The sequence below is a fragment of the Candidatus Caldatribacterium saccharofermentans genome (assembly GCF_050267035.1).
Lineage (GTDB): Bacteria > Atribacterota > Atribacteria > Atribacterales > Caldatribacteriaceae > Caldatribacterium > Caldatribacterium saccharofermentans.
Window position 1 is genome coordinate 1,856,685 of the sequence record NZ_CP187957.1, and the last position, 19,953, is coordinate 1,876,637.

The following is a 19,953-nucleotide window of genomic DNA, read 5'->3' on the forward strand; positions in this document are numbered from 1 at the left end:
TTCATTTCCTCCTTTCTTTGGCCACCGGTGTGCCGGCACCAGGTGGCTATTCTTCACCTTTGACTTCTTCCTGCACCTCGTCGGGTTCCAACCCCAGAGCTTCGGCAATCCGCCTCAGTACCTCCTGAGATGGCCTTACCCTGCCATTGAGAATATTGGTTAAATAGGATTCCGAAACATCGATTCGCCTGGCCAACTCTTTGACTTTGACACCCAAGGCCAGTGTTTTAAACCTCGCCTTTGTGAACATTTCCTTTTGTACCTCCTGAACTTGACACTATTTCTGTTCCCATGTTACAATGGGGGTAGAATTTTGGTGGAAGGATTGGAGGAAATGACTGAACAAAGCGGGATTCCCCTTGCTCCATTTTTAGCCTCCATGGAGTTCCACGCTCTGCGGGGGAGGGTGTGCTTCCGGGATGTCGACACACCAAACGGTAAAGAGCGCACCATCACCGTGGAGGGAACACCGGTAGTCTTTACTGCCCACAATCCTTCCTCCCGCTCGGACACCTGGGAAATCGACGGTGACCCACGCTTCTGGGAGAAGGTCAGGCAACTGAGTTTCGCTTTCGAGCGTGGAGAATGGGGCAAAATCCAGGAATTTTATGCCCGTTATGGTCTGGTGAAACCTCTGGTGCTGAGCACTACCGGAGGGGTTGATTTCTCGGCCACCACCCGACAGGGGTTAATCTGGTTCCGCTACCTCACCAACATCGCAGAGTGGGCAAAGAACGGGAAGCTTGCTCCTTTGCGGGAGTTTTTTGCTGAAGAAGGGCACGAGTTTTTCCGGGTCCTGTCCTGTGGTCTTTCCCGGGTCAAACCCCTGGAGTCTTCTCTGCCTCAGGAAGAGATGGGCAACCGCCTTTGGAAGGCAATCCAACCCACCTTTGCGCTTTCCAATGCCATCATAGCGGCAATCCAGGAGAGCGCAAACCCAAACCTGCTTGGTAGGGATTTGAGGCAGAGGTTACCCAAAGCCTCTACCCTGAGAGACCATGAGCTTACAGGCTACGCCTGGAACTTCCTCGCTGAGGTAGTCGGGGTAAAGCTTGGGACCATAGAGCTTGTCCCGGTACACCAGCAACAAACCAAAGGCCTTCCCCCGGTGGTCTGGTACTTCCGGGCTTATTGCGCCTTAGATGCCGCCTTCTTACAGTGGTACTTCCAGGAGCTTGCCCCCTTGATGGCCAGAACCTGCGAAGCTCCGGGGTGCAATGCTCCGGTTCTTGACCCACGGGCGAAGTACTGCTCCATGCGATGTTACCGGAGGGCAAAGAAACGACGGTACCTTGAGCGAAAGCGAGGAATCCTCAAATAAAAAGAGGGAATCCGTTATTGGTGGGAGGGGTTTTGCAGAGTGGTAAGAAAAGGGAGAGGGCGAAAGTTGGGGTTCATAAAGCCTCTGGCAGCTCCAACGGACTTCTAATCCGTAGGTTGTGGGTTCGATTCCCGCCGGGCGCGCCAGGGGTTGTGCGCCGCTTCTTCCGAAGCTCTACGCTATCTGCTTTTCTCCCTGCGTTGCTTCTGACTCCGGTGGCCGTAATACAAGGTTGTTTAGCTCCACCATACTCGAAGTTCTGAAGCTCTGCTCGAGTTCTTCCTCTTTGGAAAAAGCCAAAGACGTGCTCCGCACTATCCGGGACTACTACAAGGAACACGTCTTTCGCTCTCTTCCACCGCTTCCCCCAATGCCCTACGCTTGGAGAGGAGGAAGTGGTGCCGGTAGGTCCACCGATGAAGGGATGGGCAAGCCCGGTGGATGGCAGATACTGCAGGGTTCATATCCCCTCACCTGAGCCTCTTTGTTCCAGGTCTTTCTGAAGCTTGCCCAGAGTATTCACGGGAAGACACTTCCTATGTTGCCTGCTTACGGGTACGTGCTCTGATGCTGCGGCTCTTCCCCAGTTCAACGTGTTTTTTCCGGATTGCTTCACCGGGCTACTGGTCCAGGACCTTTCCCCACCACGGTGCGCTACCTGCTGCTACCGGAAGAATTTCGGCATTGCTTTCCCGAAGGTCCTCCGGAGGGCTCTCCTCCCCAGGACCCTGGGACCTCCTGTTGTGGTCTCGACGTTACCAAGGGGCCTCGCAAACGTATAGAGGAAGGACCTGAATGTTTTGAGGGAGTTTCTTCTTCGGGTCGTCTTCCACCCCTCCCGGAAGAGCGTATACCAGAATTCCGACCTGGAGGAGAGGTACTGCAAGGCCTTTTTGACTTCTCTGACCGCTCATGGTATCTTCAGGGAGGGTTCCGTTGGGCCTGTGGGAAGGTCTGAGCTTTGGGGGAGTTCCGTGGAAGAGCGGGAGATCGTTGCCTCAGTTCTGCAGGAGGTTCTTGATGCCCTTCCACCTCCTTTGCGGGAAAAGCTGGAGAACGTAGAGTTTGTTGTCCGGGATGAGGCAGAAAGGGGACTGGGATTTGTCCTTGGGCTCTACCAGGGGGTTCCGCTTCCCAGAAGAGGCCTGGGGTACACCTTTGTGCTCCCGGATCGGATTGTCCTCTACCTCGGAAACATCCGGAGAATAGCACCCCGGGAGGAGGAATTCCGCAGGAAGGTCAGGGAGGTGCTCCTTCACGAGATCGGGCACTACTTTGGCTTTGGCGAAGAAGACCTGCAGCGCTTGCTTGGGGAGGGAGGGTGAAATGGCAATCCCCGGGAGAGAACAAAGGATTATTGAGCTTTCGGCCCTTTTGCGTGACATGGAAATTGTTGCGGCTCAGAATACAGTTCCCGGGAAGGAAAGTACCAGCACCTTGAAAGTTCTCCCGTAGCCAGAAAGATTCTGGAAGAGGCTGGGGAGGAGAGCGAAGTAACTGAACGGGATTTGTGCATCATCAGGCATTGCCATGACCTTGTGGCAGTCAATGGGATGGATTTTCAGATTCTTGTCGAGGCCGATCTTCCCGTCAACGCAAATGAGGGGACGGTGAGTCGAGGAGATTTTACCGTCCTGGTGGATCGGGTTTTCATAACTCCTGTAAAAGATTGGCCCGGGAATTCCTTGACGCATAGAAAAGAAGCTCCCGGTTTGTTATAATGTGTCCTGGTTTTCGAATTCCATCTAAGGGAGGAGATACGCCATGGCTCTTCGAGTTGATGAAGAACTCTGCATCGGTTGCGAGCTCTGCGTGCAGATTTGCCCTGATGTCTTTGAAATGAACGCCAACGGGAAAAGTGTGGTAAAAGACGGCGCAGACACAAGCGCAAGCTGTGTTGACGAGGCCATCGATTCCTGTCCCACGAGTGCCATCATCCGGGAGTAATTTGTGGAGGGTGCTCCACATCGCTTGCTTTTTTGGAAACCTTTCGGTAAAATAGGGCTTGCCTGCGCCCCCATCGTCTAGCCAGGTTAGGACATCGCCCTTTCAAGGCGACGGCAGCGGTTCAAATCCGCTTGGGGGCGCCAGGGGCTTTGTAAATCTCGTTTTTTCTGCCTGGTGCTTTTGCCCTTTTTGATGTTGTTGCCTTCGCAGTTTTACGCTCTGACTTCTGCTTTCCAGTTGCCGTTTGCGTAAGTCCATTCCGAGAGTCTCTCGAGTTCTGCGACCCGCAGGTTCATTACCCCCAGATGCCCTCAAGAGTTCTCCAGAGAAAAAGCCTGTGTCTTTTTGTCGACCGTTGACAGAAGGAAAGAAGTACTCCTATACTGCTTTTTGAAGAAGCACTTCTTCTATAAGGAGGAGTGTTCTCTGAGCGTATCGAACCCGGAGGAAAAATGGTCGGGGCGAGCCGACTTGAACGGCCGACCCCCTGCTCCCAAGTCTTAGGCATGGGTATTTTGGTGTCTCCCCACATCACTCGAAGGCGCTTAAAATCTGGATTTTTTATTTTGCCATCTCCTCGTTTTTTCTCTGCGTTGTTGTCAAATTGTTGTCAGAAATTTCCCGAGGGAGGGGGGTGAGAATGCACTCAGGAAGCTCGTAGAGCACTTTTTCTCCGGTGGGGAAGGGAGAAGTACTACCCCGGTGGCAAGTCTCTGCCCAAGGACTTTTCTCGCCCCGGTGTCCTGCAATGAATTTGGAAAACCCATGCTGGTTTCTTCCTGGTGCCACCGCTCGAGGGACTGTTCAAAGAGGTTAGGCCACCGGGTTACGCTTTACGGCCTCAGGCACAGCTTTGCTTTGTATTCTCTTCGGGAAGAAATGAATGTTTTTTGCCTTACAAAGAATCTTGGGACATAACGATTTACCCATGACTAAAGGGTATTTGGCTCTAACCCAGGAAGATTCGCAAAAAGAACATGAAAAGCGTATCAGAGACAGAGATTTTGTCGATGAAGGTTCTGTATAGCCCAGTTCGAAACTGGTAACTGATATTCCCTTGTTCGATTTTTAGCAGGCTATGGCTCTTCGCCGGAAGAAAAGATAGAGGCAACAAATGAATAGGGTAGATGGTTCGGATACTCAAATGCATACTCCGTGGCTGGAGAAAGCCAGTCAATTTCATCGCTGTCTTGTCCAAGCTGCTTCCAGTCCATACCAAGAGCTAGAGCATGAAGGCGACAGGCCTGTAAAAACGCTACTTCAGACATAGTCGTTGGCAAACTCGTCTTGGAGTAAAGACGACGAATTAAGCAAAACTCTACAACCCATCCAATAAGTGAAGCCACAATCCAAGCCCCTAACCAGATAAACACACCATTCCATCCTCGCAAGCTATAAGCGAGCACGGGCATTATGATGTAGCGCAAGTAGGCTGCAAATGGTATGCTAAACACTTTCGCAACCATAAGAGCACCAGGGGCTAAAAAGAACGCACCACACCACACAACAAATAATCCCCACAGGGTACCAATCGCTGTAGCTACGATAGTCACCCAAGGATTGGCTCCAGCACTCAGGGCAACTAAAAAGATGACATGAGATAGCACTGTTGGAATGTTGGATATCGCCTCTGTGGCAAGAAATACCTCTTTGGGCCGAACTCGAGGATAAAGTTGTCCTATCATCGAAAATGCATCTTTGACCGTAAGTCTGAGTTTCAAGCCGTGTGGGGTATAAACTGGTCCAGAGTCTGTGGAGGGCGTTTGTCTTCTGCCAAGCATTGCCCTAATCCCCCCTCTAATGTAGGGCATTCTTGGTTTTTAACTTTATTGTTGCCCTTAAAAAGAACAATGTCAACAATCTTGTGGGTTGTGGGTAAGATATGTAGTCATCCTTAACCCTCTTTACATTCTGCTGCCACAAGAATCGAAAAAACCGCTTTTGTAAGGAGAAGTTTGGAGCACTTCCTGTTGCTCATGCCTCTCTTTTAGCGCTTACAAGCTCCACAACAATGATGGGTCTACATCCTCGGGCTCGCAGGAAACCCTTAGCCTCCTCGAGGGTGGCAAAAACCCGCTCTTCCCTGGTGCCTTTCGCACGGTACCCGCCATCTAAGGATTCCGGGAACACCACCCCGGGGCGGAAGGAGGGTTCAGGATTGAGGGCCTTCTCCAGTCTCTTGATTCTCTTCTTTAGCTCCCTCATCCTCTTTTCCCTCCGGCGGCACATCGTCCTCGAGGATTACCTCAAAAACCCGCTCCTTCCTGGGCGCCAAAAGCGCCTCAAGCCTCTTGAGCCTTTCTCTCAATCCCATCCGCCATCACCCCCTTTGCTCACCCGTTTCTCCAGCGCCTCAATTCGCTCTTCAAGCTCCTCAACCTCCAGGGCTTTGAGAGCAAGCTCGAGAATTGCCTTAGCCGCCTGGACCCTCGGGATCTCACCTTTCCCTGAAACCATGATTTCCCGCAAGGTCTTCACCGCTTCCCACATACCTGCTGGACCTTTGTAATGGCCGGGGAGACCGCTTCCTTCTTGGCCTCCCGGAAGGCATTGCGGAAGTCCTCCCGCCGTAGCCACCGCCAGAGGGTTACCTCGGAAACCCCCACTTTCTCTGCCGCCTCTTTGAGGTCCCGGCTCTCCAGGAGGGCCACCAGGGCCAGCTCCTTCTTTCTACCCAGCTTTGAGCGTCCCAAGGGTTTTCATCCTCCTTCCATAGATTGCAAAGCCCGGAGTTCTCCCCGGGCTACACCACCACCTTGCCCAGGTACTTCGCCTTGTGCTTCCCATCCTCCCACCATCTGAGGTAGGCATAGGGTCCATAGAGCTTCCCGCCCTTCCCGGGAATCCACTTGAGTTCAACATGACCTCTCTGGTTCTCTGGGGTTTCTTCTTCCTTCTCGTCAATGAGCTCAGCAACGTACTCCCACACCTCGATGAGTTCCTCCCGGGTCATTCCGTTCAGGATTCTGCGCACCTCTTCCCTCATGGTTCCCTCTCCCACTTAGGGTACATTTCGCTTATAATTGTACCCTAAGAATGGAGGTACGTCAAGGGGGATTAGGTATGCTCTTTCTATGCAGAAAAAGAAAAAAACAGCAGGCAAACGGGGGAGGTAGAGCAAAGAACAAAGGTGGTGGGGGTATTCTGTAGGGAGGAGGCGTTAGGAAAGCTCCTGTGCTTGATTTTGGGTTGCCTGAACGAGGTATGGGGAGGTGAAGGCTCAAGGGATTTGCGGAAATCATTCGCCTCGAAAGTGGACTGAAGAGATGTACAATAGGAAAAGAACACGCTGGAGCTTGGGGTACAGGAGTCCCTGGGAGTACCTGAGAGACACTGGACTTGTTGAGTGTCCCACATGATGTGGACCTATACACAGGGTGTTCCTCGAGGAACTCCTCAGGAAGTGTCCCTTTCCAGTACGGGCCATTCAGGTAGATGGAGGAAGTGAATTCTATGGGGAATTTGAGGAGGCCTGTAAGGAATACGGTATCAAGCTCTTCGTCCTTCCTCCAAGGTCTCCAAAGCTCAACGGAGTGGTGGAACGGCTCAACCGAACCTTCCGGGAGGAGTTCTGGGCGTACTGTGGGGATGAGGTGGACCTTGAAACCATGAGGTTCCACCTCGAAAGGTGGACAGAGGAGGTGTACAATAGAAGAAAATTGTACCGAAGCTCGAAGGAGGGAACTTTGTTGGATCGTAACAAGACGACTCTTGCCAGTTTAGGAAAGGATTACTACGCCCGGTGTTGTAGGTTTTTCGGCTTTACCGAATATCCATTCCGTGTTTTACCTGACCCACGGTACCTGTACTTCACGGAACAGCACCAGACGGCCTACCGGAGGGCGATCTACAGCATCGATTCCGGAAGTGCCTTTGCGGCCATCTGGGGTTCCATGGGGCTTGGGAAGACGTCTCTAGCTTACTACCTCATCCACAACATCCCCGAGATCCGTCCCCACTGGGAGGTGCACTTCATCGAGAGCGCCGGGTCGTTCGGGTCGTTCCTTGATGTGTACCGGAGGATCATCGCCGCCTTTGGGAAGGAAGCCCACCGGAACATGGCGGAGAACGACCGGACGCTCAAAGAGGTCCTCTTCCGCAAGGCCGAGCAGAACATCCGCCCGGTCTTCATCATCGATGAGCTTCAGGAGGCGCCGTTCCAGGCCCTCAAAGCACTCAGGACCATCTCGAACATCGAGACCCCTTCAACGAAGCTCATCCAGTTCATCCTCCTGGGGAGTGAGGAGGTCTTCCGCAAGTTCGACCGCATTCCGGCCTTCCGGGACCGTCTGGTCTTCCCCACGTCGCTTTCGCCCCTTGACTTCCAGGACATGAGACAAATGATCGGGTTCCGCCTAAACCTTGCTGGGTGCGACGAGCGCATTTTCACCGAGTCACAGCTTGAGAACATCTTCCTTCATAGCCTTGGCATCCCGAGGCATGCTGTCCTCATCTGTTCCAACGCTCTGAGAATTGCCCTCGATAGGGGACAGCGGGAGATCACCGATGACGTTGTGCAGCAGGCCATTGAGCTTTTTGAGGAAGGAAGGCGGAGGAGCTTATGGGCAGAAGAAAGAAAGCCAAAGAAAAGAAGAGGCCTATAACCTACGAGATGCTCTACGAGGTCGGAAAGAGGTTCTATCCCCACTACTACAAGATCGTTGTTCCTCCAGAGGAAATCCTGGGGCTTCGAGAGACCACCGTACCACTGGAAGAACTTATGAACCCTCCAGAAGCGACGCCTGAGGTACCACCTAAGAAGCGCGAGTAGGCTGTGGCTTCTCCCACCTTCAACTCCTTAGTCTTGGAGATTAACACGTACACCGAAATACCAGCGCTGAAACAGTAAGTCGTTGAAGATTTCAGGGATTAGATTGGCTAATCACATTTGTCGCTGCTGGAATGAGCCAAGGTTAACCCAAGAGGTTCAGGCCTCCTCCTTGGCGGGGACGAATCGGAGGCGAGCTGGTCGGAACTCTCGGTTGGCTCAAGGCCTGTCATTAAGGTGAGCAGATCTGGTCTTCCCCCGATGACCGTAAGGGTCTGGTCAAGGCGATCGAGGTCCATTTCCTGGAGGCTACCTCCGGAAGCGTTGTTAGACATGCTTCATCCGGAGCATGGTGGCAGCGTGCTGGCGCACGGGGTTAGTTAGGTATGGCTGGGCTGCTCTTGAAGGGGAATGCTCCTGAGTGGAATGGTTCTGCCAGAATCGACAAGACATCGCTTGTGTACGACCAGTGCCGTAGAATACCCAAGCTGAACAATCCACCGGCAGGAAAGGAAAAGCGGTGGGGTTTTTCCCAAATGGAAAGGTGGCGCCGAGGCTCCCCTGGGAAGGGGAATTTGCGAAAGGGGATTTCTTTTGGGAAAATGCCCACCATACAGGGGTTTTTGAGGATTTCAGAGGGAGAAAAGGGGAGGAAAAGACAATTGATTTTTTCGCAAATCCCCCTTTCCAGCTTTTCCTGGAGGGAGATTTGCGAAAATGCGAAATTCTCCGGAGGAGGAAACCAGGAATGAAGCGGTCAGAGAAGGGGTGGAAAAGGAGAAAGAGGCAGGAATTTTCGAAAATCGATTTTGGGAAGGAGGAAGGAAAAGGATTTGCGAAGTTCTTCTCCTTCGGTTTTCCTTGACAATTAAGGCTTTCTTCCCCTCCATACGTTGCGCAGAGAGGATCTGGAGAAGAAAACTCCCTCGATTTTCGAAGATTCCCCTCCCACTGTCTCCCTTGTCCCTTCCCACGAGGGAAAAGGCCCCCTTGCAGGAGAGGGAAAACTGGGGTATAATTGCCTCAAACTTCAGGAAAGATGTGCTCTTTGACATCCTCATAGACCGTTCGCGGGATTGAAACAGAATTTCTCATCAAAAACGTAGATATTGCCTTGAATATTTTCTTTGACATCCTCATAGACCGTTCGCGGGATTGAAGCTCAGCGGGACACCCTCGGAAGGGGTGGAAATGTGCGGTTATCTTGTGGGTTTTTCACGCAGAAGTTCTGGGGATAACGGTAAGGGGGATGAATAGTGTGGGTCTTGAAGGCGCGGTGGCCTGGTATAACAAAGGTAATGTCTTACGTGATCTCGGTCAACTCCGGGAGGCAATCACTTGCTTTGACAGGACCCTCAAGATGGATCCAGGGCTTGCGCAGCCTGGAATAACAAGGGTGTTGTCTTGGCTAAGCTCGGCCGACTTCGGGAGGCAATAGAGCCCTTTGAGAATTTCGTCAAACATGCTCAACCTGAGCATGCAGAATATTTAGCCAATGTAGTGGCGCTCTTAAAAGTGTTGAAAACTGAATCCCGGTAGGGTCGAGGCTCCTACTGAGTGATTTTAAAGGATCTTTCCCTATGGGGATGTGAAAAAAGGAGGGGGTGAACAGTTGAGAAGAATTTGTGATTGCTGCGGCAAGGAAAAAGATGTGGAAGGTGGCAAAACCTGCGAGAACGGTCATTTTATCTGCAAGGACTGCGTATATGCAGATGTTGGTTTTCTTGGCTTTGGAACCGTTAAGACACACTGTCCTCTTTGTGGAAAACCACTGAAGTAGCTGCCTGCTCACTTTTTTGTGGATTTGTGGAAGCAGACATTTTACAGCCTTCTTCATTCCTGCGCCCTTTGGAGGTCGCACAAGATGCGCTTGAAAGTTGAATATCTCTGCCATCCCGGGAAAGCGAGAGAGCACAACGAGGATGGTATTCTTGTTCACCTGCGGTTTATTCGCGATGAAAGGGGAGGCGAGGAGATCGAGGTTGGTAACTCGCCGGTTACTATTGCTGTGGCTGATGGTGTTGGTGGTGCCGAGGCCGGTGAAGTTGCCTCGGAGTTTGTTCTAAAGACGCTTGCCGAAATGTCGGCAAGATCAGCGGAAGAAGTCATCGAAGTTCTGAGGGCATGTCAAAAGGAGCTCGAGGTCCACGCCCGGAGTTTCCTGGAGAAGGTGCAGATGGCTTCTACGGTAGCAGGAATCGTTTTCCAGGAGGGGAAGGGAATCGTCTTCAATGTCGGGGATAGCAGAGTGTATCAGGAACGCTTTGGCTATCTCGTTCGAATTTCCAAGGACCACTCCGTGGTGGAACGTCTTGTGGAGGCAGGTGTCATCAGCCCTGAAGAAACCAGAAACCATCCCCAGAGACACATTATTACTTCGGCCATAGGGGTTGAGGATGGGGACTTCGAAATCTTCGTCAGGGAAATACCTGTTTCCATGGGGGACCGTTTCCTTATCTGTTCCGATGGACTGTGGGAGATGCTCTCTGAGGAGGAAATGGAAGCATGCCTGAGGAGTGAAGAGCCGCTCTCCTCTTATTTTGAGCGGGCCATGGAAAGGGGCGGGACGGACAATATCAGTATCGTCCTTGTGAGGGTTCTGGGTTGAAGCGCTGGGAGGTGCTGCATGCTCCAGAAGTGGGCCAGGGAAATACTAAAGTTCCTTTCCGTAAAGACTCAGTTCATCCTTTTTGGGAACGTCTATGACGTTTTCCCCGTAACGCTGAAAAGTGGGAACGAGGAAGTAACCACCGTCGTCCCGCTGGACGAAGCTCTGGCCACACTCCTGCGCCAGGAAGAAGGTTATGATTTCGTCATAACCTATGAGCCGCTATACGGGCTGAGAATCATCTCCGGGGCTCCGGAAAGAGCTCAAGAGCTCAACGTTCCCAACCTGAGCGATGCAGAATGCTCCCGGAGAGATGGTGACAGGAAAGGCCCGATAACTACCATTACCCAGGATTATCCCCTTATTGAGCGGATTGTGATGAACGAGCATTTCTATACCGCGGCGCTCCTCAACTTCGCCTCCCGGCTCAACGATATCGAATTCGACGATTTAAACCATTTCCTCTACCGGCTCTTTCGCCTGAGCTTTCTCGTTCAGCCCAGAAAGCTCAAGGGGAGTGCTTACCCAAAGAACAATCTCATCTTCATTGTCCTTGAAAAGGAAAACGACCTTCCGGCATGGTACATGCTCTCCAATCCTAAGGTGAAAAGCGTTGCCATCCCGAAGCCCGATAACGAGGTCCGCAGGTTCATTATCCACTCAATTCTGCGGGGGAAAATTCAGGAACTCGAAGAGCCAAAGCAGAAGGAGGTCGTCTCCCTCTTTGTCGACCAGACAAGTGGCATGTTCGGAACCGAACTGATTTCCATTTTCTCCCTGGCGATGCGGGAGAAACTCCCCCTGACGCAGATAGGCGAAGCCATCCGGTTTTACAAAATTGGAGTGACGGAAAACCCCTGGGCGAAAATCGATCGGGAGAAGATCCTCCGGGCGGAGGAAATCCTCTCCCGCCGGGTCATGGGTCAGGAGAAGGCGGTAAAGAAAGCAGCCGATATCCTCCGAAGGGCCTTCTTTAACCTCTCGGGAGCCCAGTTCTCCCGCTACACTCAGCGCCCCAAGGGGGTGCTCTTCCTCGCCGGTCCCACCGGGGTGGGGAAGACCGAACTGGCCAAGGCCATTGCCGAGCTTATTTTCGGGAGCGAAACGGCCTATGTGCGCTTTGACATGTCTGAGTTCCGCCAGGAGCACTCCGACCAGCGCCTCATCGGAGCACCTCCAGGGTACGTGGGGTATGACGCAGGGGGTGAGCTCACCAATGCCGTGAAGAGCAACCCTTTCTCCGTCATTCTCTTCGACGAGATAGAGAAGGCCCATCCCAGAATCCTCGACCTCTTCCTCCAGATTCTTGACGACGGGCGCCTCACCTCCGGAAGGGGAGAGACGGTCTACTTCTCTGAGAGCATCATCATCTTCACCTCAAACCTTGGCATTTACGAGACCACCCCTGATGGCCAGAGGATTCAGCGAGTTAGAGAGACCATGAGCTATGAAGATGTTGAGCGGGAAATTCTTGCAGCCATCGAGGATTACTTCAGGTTCCGGCTCTCCCGCCCGGAAATCCTCAACCGCATTGGGAAGAACATCGTGGTCTTTGACTTTATTCGACCGGAGAATGCCCTGGGAATCTTCAGGAAAATGCTCCGGAACGTCTGCGAAAAGCTCAAGGACGAACAGAAAGTCGAGCTTCTGTGGAATGAGGACTTCGAGCAGAAGCTTGTGGCCCTCACCTGCTCCGACCTCTCCATGGGAGGGAGAGGGATTGGGAACCGGCTCGAGGAGGTTTTCGTGAATCCCCTCTCTGTGGTTCTCCTGGAACTTGGCGTCAGAGAGGGGGAGAAGGTACGAATTCTGGACCTCGTTGAGGAGCGATGGGGATGGAGGGTTGTTGCCGAGAAGGCCTCCTCGTAAACCTCATTCACTACCCCGTCTACACCCTTGGACCGGGAAAACGGCTGGGAATCTGGGTCCAGGGCTGTTCCATCCGCTGCAAAGGCTGTATGGCTCCTCATACCTGGGAGTTCGACCCCAAATCGGCTATGTCCTTTGAGGAGATCGAGCAGTACCTTGCAGGCTGTGACACCAGGGCTCTTACGGTGTCGGGAGGTGAGCCCTTTGATCAGCCAGAAGGGCTGCTACAGCTTCTGATCTTAGCCCGGAAGCACCACTTTGAGGATATCCTTGTGTATACGGGGTATACTTACGAGCTCCTCGCCCAAAAATACCCCCATATTCTCCGGCACGTCGATGTGCTTGTGGACGGGCCCTTTCAGGAGGGCCTTGAGAGCGAACTCATCTGGAGGGGTTCAGCGAACCAGCGTATGGTTATTCTCACAGAGGACCCCCAGATGGTTAAGGAATACCGGCTGTACGCGAGGAAGAAAAAGGATCGGAGACTGCAGATAGTGGAACGCGGTGCCGTGATACACATCATTGGTATTCCCTACCAAAAGGATGTTGGCGCAATGAGCTGTGAAGGGGTAACGAAGTGATGCCGTTGTACAAAATCTGTCCTTCCTGTGGGACGAAGAATGCGCCTTCGGAGATGATCTGTACCAATCCTGATTGCCTTGCCGATCTCTCCAGGGTGAGGCCTGTAGAGTTTCGGGAGGAGGCCCCTGAGCCAGCGATTGCTCTCTCCACAGCTGGAGAGGCCGAAAGGCACGAGCAGGTTTGTCCTGGGGAGAAGACCTTGGTAGATGGAGGGGTAAGCGTTACCCTGATCGTCAACGGGCAGGAGATTCCCGTCCGTAATGGGGACATCATTGGCAGGCACCACAAAGGGAAAGAGGTTCTCAAAGATTACATGACCGTTTCCCGTGCCCATGCTCAGATTTTCATCGAAGGAGAAAATGTGTACATTGTTGACCTGGAGAGCACCAATGGGGTCCTGATAAATGGTGTCAAGATCCCCCCAAACACCAGGTACCGGATTGCTGATGGCAGTGTGGTCTATCTCTCTTCCCGGGTCAGGGCCGAAGTGAGGACCCGGAAGGGGGTGTCAGGATGAGTAGCCAGATGATTGTCGTTCCGGTGGGGTTCTATCAACTCTGTGACAGGCAACTGCGGGATGTGCTCGCCAAAATCAAGGCGTCTCTTGAGGACCTGTGGAGAAGGCACAGAGCCCTCTGCGAGCGTGATGGTACCGGGAGTTATGAGGACATCGCATTGGCCTTGAGGAAGCTGGAAAAGGATATGGAGTACTTGCTTGGAGAGCACACCTTTGAGAAGGTGCACTCCATGCCTGTTGACCACTACACCTGGTGGCTCAACGGGAGGGTTGCTGCCATCAGGGAGGAATTCCACCGGGTTTTCGGTCAACTGGAGAGGGCGGAATCCAGCCTTGAGGATTTAAGGAAACGGCTCATCGAGAGGATACGGGAAAACTCCAGAACTCTTGCTTTGCATGCTGACAACGAGTCCCAGATGTTGCAGAAGGACTGTGAAAATCTCGAGCAGCTTTCCAGAAAAGCGCTGGAAGAGCTTGATAGGGACATGAAACGTCAGATAGAGGAGTTTATCCTTTCTTTGCAGCAGGAAATCGCCCGGTGCAGGGTGGATACCGGGGGAGATCTGGCAGAGCACATCCGTGAGCTTTCCCAGCTTGCTGGGGAAATCGCCCAAAGCGACATGGCAATGGTGGAAAAGGTTCGGGAACTCAATCGACTCAGGTCGACCGTCCTGCAGTTACAGACTACACATGAGAGTCTGAAAACAACGGTGTCCTCTGAAGGGCAGAATCCTCTCAGGGAGAAAATCGAGGAGTTGAGGAAATCTCTTGAAAGAGAGAAAAGAGAGAAGAAGGTGGCGGGTCTCAGAGAGCGTATTGACGAGGTTCTTGCCAGAATTCGCAACCTCGACCATAATGTGGCAAATGCTCTCGTCCGGAGATTCCCCCCTCTTGAGAGCATCAGCGACGATTTCGCCCTTGCCAACATCTACGAGCAGCTACGAATCGAGTACGGTAAGCTCAAGGAGCGTTTCCTCAGCATGCAGGCGTACCGAAGGAGGATATCCGAGCTTCTCCAGGAGGGAAAGCTTCCCCCTGATCTCCAGTCCGAGGGAGAGGCCCTGCTGGGTGCAGAGTCTGCCTCTCCCCAGGTATACCGGGCTTTCATTGAAAAGGCTGAGGCCGTGGTACGGGGGGAAGAGGCAGAGGCGATACTGCGGGAGGTGCGGAAGGGAGTCATTGAGAGGCTCACGGCCAAACTCCAGGAACGGGGTTACCGTTTCCTCCTTGAAGGGGGGAATCCTGAAGAGGTTCTGGAGAGGGGGCAGCCGGTGAGGGTGCAGATCCTCCCGGAGGAGGATTACCTGGTGCTCCTGAAGGTGGACCAAAACGGGGCAGTGATAACCAGGTTCGTCAGGGAAATCGAGGACGCCGGAGAAGCAGACCCGGAACGGGACAAAGCCGTCGCCCGGTCCTGGTGTGCAGTCTACAAAGAGATTGTGGCAGAGGTTAGCCAAAAGATACCCCTTCGCATTGAGCGCCTCTTAGAGCCGGACGAGGTTGACCGAATTGACTACCTCCAGGTCACCAAGGAGCCAAAAAGATGGAGGGTGAAGGATCGCCTGAAGGGGAAGACGGGGAGAGCCCAGGAGAGAGAGCACCCGTAGGGCAGAATTGTTCTGGCTCTCATCTCCTTAAAGGAGGGGTTGTTCCATGTTGCAAGACAAGAATGGTTCTGAGGAGAAAACCGTATCGGAGGTCGATAAAACACTCGCTGAGACTGAGAGGACTGTCCGCGAGATTCCGGAGTCTCGCCCTGTGCCCCTGGGACGTCGAATCTGGCGCGACTATGCCGTTGTGGAGGAACTCTCCGCTTTGGGAGGAGAAGCCGACATCTTTGTGGTCTCCCGGAGTGACCAGCGTTTTGTCCTCAAGCTCTACCGTAAGGGCATGGAACCCAGGGAGACGGTTCTGTCCAAGGTTAAGGAGATTTCCGAACGGTTTCCAGAACACGTCATCCAGCTCCTTGAGTACGGTTTTGACGAAGAGACGGGGAGATGGTATGAGCTCCTCGAGTACGCCCCTTTCGGAAACCTCCGGAGTTTCCTCCAGGGGAAAACCCTCAACGATGCTCTCCTTCGGGAACTTATCGGTGAAATCAACGAAGGTCTCAAAATTCTCCATGAGCACGGGATCATCCATCGGGACCTGAAACCCACTAACATTCTGGTACGGCGGGATATGCCTCCCGACCTTGTTTTTGGAGATTTTGGTATTTCCTCGGTCATCGACCCTGAAGTTTCAAAAAAGCAGACCTCTGTGAAGGGAACCCCTCTCTACAGTGCTCCAGAGTCCTTCACCGGGGTGATGGGGAGAGAGGTGGATTACTGGTCTCTGGGGATGATTCTCTATGAAATTCTTGCCGGTGCCAATCCCTTTGCCGGATTGGATATGCGAACCATCATGTATCGTCTAACCACCGAGGACGTCCCCATTCCTGAGGTTTCCGAAGAGTACCGACCTTTGCTTCAGGGCCTCCTCACCCGCAACCCCCGGAAGCGCTGGGGATATGAGGAAGTGCGACGATGGTGCCAGGGAGAGCGAGATATTCCGGTCTTTTATGGAGAAAAGGAAGCACGGTATGGTACTCCTTACCCGTTTATGGGGGGATCATACAGTAGCCTCGAGGAGCTTACCCTGGCTTTCATGGAAAGTGCCGAAAGTTTTGAGCACGCTGCGAGGCATCTGGTAAAAGAGCATATCAAAACTTGGTGCTCCCAGAACAACGATCTTGCAAGGGCTATCTGGCTTGACGATGTCGTGGCAGCCTCCAGGAGTCCGGAGGAAATGGTGGTGAGGGTTGTCTATACTCTGCACAGGTCCCTGCCCTTTGCGCTCTATGGGGAAACCATCACCCCGCAGAGGCTCTCGGAAATCCTTGGAAAGAAGCTCACCGGAGGGCTCACGGGGGGAGAGGAAAAAATCATAACCCTCCTGGACGACGGCCGGTTGCAGAGAATTCTGACGGTCTACGAGGAGTTGACGGGGAGGAAGGAGGAAGAACTGGAAAAGTACCTTGAGGAGTACGCAAAACTTGTGGGGAAAAGCCAGGATACGACGAAGTTACTGCGGTTCTTCTACATCATCGATTCCGAAAAGCCCTTCCAGGGTGTGGACGGTAGCCGCTGCACCACAAAAGAGGAACTTGCCGAGTGTCTGGGAAGGAATTTCGAGCACTATTCGAAGGAACTCCAGGACCCCAGCGCTTCCTTCTACCTCTTCCTTGAGGCCAGGGGTTTCGGACAAGAAGCCGAGGCCTTTCGAGCTTTCTTCGAGGGAGGACTTCCTCCTGAGGGTGCTCTCAACCGCATTATCCTCGCCCTGCAGTCACCCTATTTTGTCTTCCAGGGTCAGAGGTTTCAAAATCCGGAGGAACTCCTGAAATGCGATGGCAGTGCAAAATCCCGGCTTTTAGAGGAACTCCAGAGACCGTATAGCAAGCTTTCCCTCTGGATAGCGAACAGCTTTCCCGAGCTTCAGAAAAGCGTGGAACGGTGGCGCTCTCTCAAACGACTGGACCCCCAGACGCTCCGCTACGCCCTGGGGCAGGGGTTTGAGTCTGGAGGAGAGGTAGCAAGGAACGTTGACGAGTTCCGGGGACTCCTGAGAAGGCAGGCAAAGGGCCTCGACTTAAAAGAGGCAAACTACTGGCTGAGATACTACATGGAGGCTTCCCTGAACGAGCTCATCTTTTCCCTTTTGGAGAGTTCGGAGGTAGACGAGGAAAACGTCCGGGCCCTTCTCTCCTTTGCCCTCAGGAACCAGGAAGACAGCACATGGGATGCCTCCACGACCATCAGGAGGTACGACATGTTCATGGAGAAGTGGGTTGCTAAGCATCCGGACTCCTCTCTTGCCGAGCGGTACAGAAGAGAAAAGGCCCTTAGGGAAGCCAGGGTAAGGGAAATTCGAGCAGAGATTGAGAGGGACAGAGACTGGGAAAAACAGAAGGTACAACGTTCATACGATGCGATTCTTGAACAGCGGCGGGATGAAGCACGAAGAAGTGAGGACTATCGGTACCACAGGGCTCATTCGATAGCCTGGTTTACCAGCTGTGCTCTCAGCTTTTTGGTATCCCTGGTGGGATTCTCGGGGACTCGCCCGGGTGATATGGCAGCAGTTTTTGCCGTCATAGGCGGGATTATTGGTTTTGGTTGGGGGATTTTAGAAGCTTTAGCAGGGGAGGGAGGTTGGGCAATCTTAGGCGGCATTATTTTGGGGGCAATTGGTGGAGCAATTCTGGGGGCAGTCTCTGCAGCAGTACCCTATATTCCAATGGTCTTCTCAATTATATCTGCTGTTGTCGGTATCCTCTACTGGCGGAAAAAGAAAGAGATAGTAGAGCAGCGGTCTTGTCTGACTTTCGAGGAATCGGCCAGGCTCTCAGAGTCGTTACAGGCAATAGATGGGCATTTTGGAGAAAAGGTAAGGGCAGAAATTACCCGGGCAGTTTTGGAGATCCTCGCTATGGACGATGGAGAATTCTGGGCTTCTTCCAGGAACAAATAGGTCCTCAGAGGGAGGGGGGTGGTTCCTGCGATAGGACAAAGAGGCCAGGGAGAGAGCACCTGGCTTTTCCGGGATGCTCTTACTCATTTTGCCATCGTGCTCTTTATCGGAGGCCTGGTTACGGAGGGATTGCTTTCTGAGAGAGTTGCTTCCCTGGCACTGATTGCCTTTGTCCTCTTCAGGGCCGTTGGCAGGGCCATCGGGGGTGTAACCAAGCTTGTGTATTACCTCTTTATGGTCCCCTTCTACCTCTCTCTGGCTGTTTTCATCATCCTCAGAGTGGGATGGAAGGAGGTACTCCAGGGTCAGTGGCGGGCAATCGTACCGGTCATTTTGCGGCTGTGGCTGACCGGTTTCGAGACGGTCATAGTGAATATCCTTAAACTCCTCGGGAAGGGATACCTCCCTCCCTCGCTGGTTGTTCTCTTCATAGTACTCCTTGTGATCTGCCGGGCGGTAGGGCTCAATATAGGAAGCGTGTTTGTCTACCACACCATTTTCTCCCTTGCAGCCCCGTTTTTTACCCTGGCAGTCTTTCTGGTCATCCTGAGCAGCAAGATGAGTGCCCGGGAGACCTTTGCGGTGGTGATTGCCCTGGTAGCGCTTTTTCTCATGGTGGAGGGGCTTTACCTCATGGTCTATGGAGCCTTTTCCCCTCCCAGGGAAGGTGGAAGTTAGCCGGAAGACCAGTAAGGGTATGCTCTCGAACTCCTGTTTTGGGCATTTTCATGAACTTATGAAAACTCCGAAGGAGGTGATAATGAGTTGTTTGAGCTTCAGCTCACCTGCAAGGTAGTGACTCCTCTTTTCATGTACGGTTCAGGGGACACTCAGGAGCTCCATCCGGAGCTCCGTCCCTCTGCATTCAAGGGCATGATGCGCTTCTGGTGGAGGGCCTTGAAGGCGGATCCTGACACCAGGCGGTTGAGGAAAGAGGAGGCCGAGATTTTTGGCGGAGTAGGGGAAGGGGAGGGGAAGAGCAAGGTTTGTTTGCACATCTCTGCAAAAAATGTGGTCATCAAGAAAGATCTTAGGTCCGCCTGTCGGCTTTCCTGGAACTTCGACCAGAGCAAGCGCACCGTAAGTGGTCCCCACGAAGGCATAGCCTACCTTCTCTACTCGGTGGTGACGGGGAAAGAATACGTCGACGCAGGATCGTCCTTTGCCATTACCCTCAGTAGTAGAGATCGAAGTGCCCTCGAGCAGGCAACCACTACCCTCTGGGCTGCCCTGTACCTTGGGGGATTTGGTTTGCGTTCGAGGAGAGGTGGTGGCAACATTCAGGTTGTTGAATTGAGAAAGCCAGAGGAATTGACCGGAATTCCCGATTTCCGCCTTTCAGGAGGAGACCCTTTTCAGTGGCTCTGTCAGAACCTCAGGATGGCTCGAGAGAAGCTTGGTGCTCAGGGTGCCACAGCCGCAAAGTATTCTCACCTCTCAGGGTGTGAATTCCTCGTTTCCAAAAACTCCTGCCGTTGCTGGTTTGAAGCCCTGAACGAGTTGGGCAAGCTCTACAAATCCTTTCGTGAAAGACACAGGGATAAGTTCTTCGAGAGTGCCATCTTCGGCCTTCCGGTAGTCCACAGAAGTGGTGTTGTGAAACCGGAGAACCAGAACTACGGAAGGCGGGCTTCTCCCCTGGTTTTCAAGGTACTGGAAGTTCCCGGGAAAGGGTTTTTCTGGATGGCCCTCAGGTTTTCCGGGGTTTTTCTCCCTGACGGTGGAAGGGTAAAGATGGGGGATTGGAAGGGTACGGTGAAATGGCAGATGCTTGACGATTTCTGGAAGGAGCTGGGGAGACACGGTTTGGGGAGCTCTGTACCATAGGG

General features: G+C 53.0%; 22 protein-coding genes and 1 tRNA gene. 15 read left to right on the forward strand and 8 right to left on the reverse strand.

Going from position 1 to position 19,953, the window contains the following annotated elements; translation table 11 throughout:
- Positions 1-46: 46 nt before the first annotated feature.
- Entirely contained in the window at positions 47-250 is a 204-nt protein-coding gene (locus ACPT9Q_RS09510) for a helix-turn-helix domain-containing protein (protein ID WP_427365677.1), read from the reverse strand.
- A 63-nt stretch (positions 251-313) separates the two neighbouring features.
- Here ACPT9Q_RS09510 and ACPT9Q_RS09515 point away from each other — a divergent pair, with 63 nt between their 5' ends.
- Both ACPT9Q_RS09515 and ACPT9Q_RS09520 read left to right on the forward strand, forming a co-directional pair.
- On the forward strand, positions 314-1,321 hold the full coding sequence (locus tag ACPT9Q_RS09515; RefSeq protein ID WP_427365678.1) for a CGNR zinc finger domain-containing protein: 1,008 nt from the start codon (positions 314-316) through the stop codon (positions 1,319-1,321).
- A gap of 974 nt (positions 1,322-2,295) precedes the next feature.
- A complete protein-coding gene (locus ACPT9Q_RS09520; RefSeq protein ID WP_026137325.1) occupies positions 2,296-2,646 on the forward strand; it encodes a metallopeptidase family protein in 351 nt (116 codons plus the stop codon).
- A 75-nt stretch (positions 2,647-2,721) separates the two neighbouring features.
- Here the strand turns inward: ACPT9Q_RS09520 and ACPT9Q_RS09525 are convergent, their stop codons facing one another.
- Positions 2,722-3,015: a hypothetical protein gene (locus tag ACPT9Q_RS09525; RefSeq protein ID WP_427365679.1), complete on the reverse strand. Its 294-nt coding sequence runs from the start codon at positions 3,013-3,015 to the stop codon at positions 2,722-2,724.
- Positions 3,016-3,085: 70 nt separating this feature from the next.
- Between ACPT9Q_RS09525 and ACPT9Q_RS09530 the strand changes: the two genes are divergently transcribed.
- Both ACPT9Q_RS09530 and ACPT9Q_RS09535 read left to right on the forward strand, forming a co-directional pair.
- A complete protein-coding gene (locus ACPT9Q_RS09530) occupies positions 3,086-3,268 on the forward strand; it encodes a 4Fe-4S domain-containing protein (protein ID WP_017873501.1) in 183 nt (60 codons plus the stop codon).
- A 66-nt stretch (positions 3,269-3,334) separates the two neighbouring features.
- Positions 3,335-3,411 (forward strand) — tRNA-Glu (locus ACPT9Q_RS09535).
- 933 nt (positions 3,412-4,344) lie between these two features.
- On the opposite strand, the gene ACPT9Q_RS09540 is transcribed toward ACPT9Q_RS09535, so the two are convergent.
- The 5 genes from ACPT9Q_RS09540 to ACPT9Q_RS09560 all read right to left on the reverse strand — a co-directional run bounded on the left by ACPT9Q_RS09540 (position 4,345) and on the right by ACPT9Q_RS09560 (position 6,254).
- Entirely contained in the window at positions 4,345-5,049 is a 705-nt protein-coding gene (locus tag ACPT9Q_RS09540; protein WP_427365680.1) for a hypothetical protein, read from the reverse strand.
- A gap of 193 nt (positions 5,050-5,242) precedes the next feature.
- Positions 5,243-5,473 carry a hypothetical protein gene (locus ACPT9Q_RS09545; protein ID WP_427365681.1) on the reverse strand — a complete coding sequence of 77 codons (231 nt, stop codon included), beginning with the start codon at positions 5,471-5,473 and terminating at the stop codon, positions 5,243-5,245.
- 99 nt (positions 5,474-5,572) lie between these two features.
- Positions 5,573-5,758 carry a hypothetical protein gene (locus tag ACPT9Q_RS09550; RefSeq protein ID WP_427365682.1) on the reverse strand — a complete coding sequence of 62 codons (186 nt, stop codon included), beginning with the start codon at positions 5,756-5,758 and terminating at the stop codon, positions 5,573-5,575.
- A complete protein-coding gene (locus ACPT9Q_RS09555; protein ID WP_427365683.1) occupies positions 5,743-5,961 on the reverse strand; it encodes a hypothetical protein in 219 nt (72 codons plus the stop codon). Before ACPT9Q_RS09555 ends, ACPT9Q_RS09550 begins: the two co-directional genes overlap by 16 nt.
- A gap of 50 nt (positions 5,962-6,011) precedes the next feature.
- A complete protein-coding gene (locus ACPT9Q_RS09560) occupies positions 6,012-6,254 on the reverse strand; it encodes a hypothetical protein (RefSeq protein WP_427365684.1) in 243 nt (80 codons plus the stop codon).
- Positions 6,255-6,645: 391 nt separating this feature from the next.
- Here ACPT9Q_RS09560 and ACPT9Q_RS09565 point away from each other — a divergent pair, with 391 nt between their 5' ends.
- From ACPT9Q_RS09565 to ACPT9Q_RS09575, 3 genes are all read left to right on the forward strand, one after another.
- Complete coding sequence (locus ACPT9Q_RS09565; protein WP_427365685.1) at positions 6,646-7,872, forward strand: AAA family ATPase; 1,227 nt, start codon at positions 6,646-6,648, stop codon at positions 7,870-7,872.
- Positions 7,830-8,039, forward strand: a complete 210-nt coding sequence (locus tag ACPT9Q_RS09570) for a hypothetical protein (protein WP_427365686.1) — start codon at positions 7,830-7,832, stop codon at positions 8,037-8,039. The genes ACPT9Q_RS09565 and ACPT9Q_RS09570 overlap by 43 nt, the downstream gene beginning before the upstream one ends.
- A gap of 1,246 nt (positions 8,040-9,285) precedes the next feature.
- Positions 9,286-9,474 (forward strand): tetratricopeptide repeat protein, encoded by a 189-nt coding sequence (locus ACPT9Q_RS09575; protein ID WP_427365687.1) that lies wholly within the window; start codon positions 9,286-9,288, stop codon positions 9,472-9,474.
- An 18-nt stretch (positions 9,475-9,492) separates the two neighbouring features.
- Here the strand turns inward: ACPT9Q_RS09575 and ACPT9Q_RS09580 are convergent, their stop codons facing one another.
- Entirely contained in the window at positions 9,493-9,873 is a 381-nt protein-coding gene (locus tag ACPT9Q_RS09580; RefSeq protein ID WP_427365688.1) for a hypothetical protein, read from the reverse strand.
- A 27-nt stretch (positions 9,874-9,900) separates the two neighbouring features.
- On the opposite strand from ACPT9Q_RS09580, the gene ACPT9Q_RS09585 reads away from it, so the two are divergent.
- The 8 genes from ACPT9Q_RS09585 to cmr1 all read left to right on the forward strand — a co-directional run bounded on the left by ACPT9Q_RS09585 (position 9,901) and on the right by cmr1 (position 19,951).
- On the forward strand, positions 9,901-10,644 hold the full coding sequence (locus ACPT9Q_RS09585; RefSeq protein ID WP_427365689.1) for a PP2C family protein-serine/threonine phosphatase: 744 nt from the start codon (positions 9,901-9,903) through the stop codon (positions 10,642-10,644).
- Positions 10,645-10,662: 18 nt separating this feature from the next.
- Entirely contained in the window at positions 10,663-12,513 is a 1,851-nt protein-coding gene (locus ACPT9Q_RS09590; protein WP_427365690.1) for an AAA family ATPase, read from the forward strand.
- Positions 12,480-13,094 (forward strand): 4Fe-4S single cluster domain-containing protein, encoded by a 615-nt coding sequence (locus ACPT9Q_RS09595; protein ID WP_427365691.1) that lies wholly within the window; start codon positions 12,480-12,482, stop codon positions 13,092-13,094. The genes ACPT9Q_RS09590 and ACPT9Q_RS09595 overlap by 34 nt, the downstream gene beginning before the upstream one ends.
- The gene (locus ACPT9Q_RS09600; RefSeq protein WP_427365692.1) at positions 13,094-13,612 is read left to right on the forward strand and encodes an FHA domain-containing protein; all 519 of its coding nucleotides are present in this window, start codon (positions 13,094-13,096) and stop codon (positions 13,610-13,612) included. Before ACPT9Q_RS09595 ends, ACPT9Q_RS09600 begins: the two co-directional genes overlap by 1 nt.
- The gene (locus ACPT9Q_RS09605) at positions 13,609-15,219 is read left to right on the forward strand and encodes a hypothetical protein (protein WP_427365693.1); all 1,611 of its coding nucleotides are present in this window, start codon (positions 13,609-13,611) and stop codon (positions 15,217-15,219) included. Before ACPT9Q_RS09600 ends, ACPT9Q_RS09605 begins: the two co-directional genes overlap by 4 nt.
- Before the next feature lie 46 nt (positions 15,220-15,265).
- On the forward strand, positions 15,266-18,124 hold the full coding sequence (locus ACPT9Q_RS09610) for a protein kinase domain-containing protein (protein WP_427365694.1): 2,859 nt from the start codon (positions 15,266-15,268) through the stop codon (positions 18,122-18,124).
- A gap of 18 nt (positions 18,125-18,142) precedes the next feature.
- Positions 18,143-18,802: a hypothetical protein gene (locus tag ACPT9Q_RS09615; protein WP_427365695.1), complete on the forward strand. Its 660-nt coding sequence runs from the start codon at positions 18,143-18,145 to the stop codon at positions 18,800-18,802.
- Positions 18,803-18,889: 87 nt separating this feature from the next.
- Complete coding sequence (cmr1, locus tag ACPT9Q_RS09620; RefSeq protein ID WP_427365696.1) at positions 18,890-19,951, forward strand: type III-B CRISPR module RAMP protein Cmr1; 1,062 nt, start codon at positions 18,890-18,892, stop codon at positions 19,949-19,951.
- Positions 19,952-19,953: the final 2 nt, after the last annotated feature.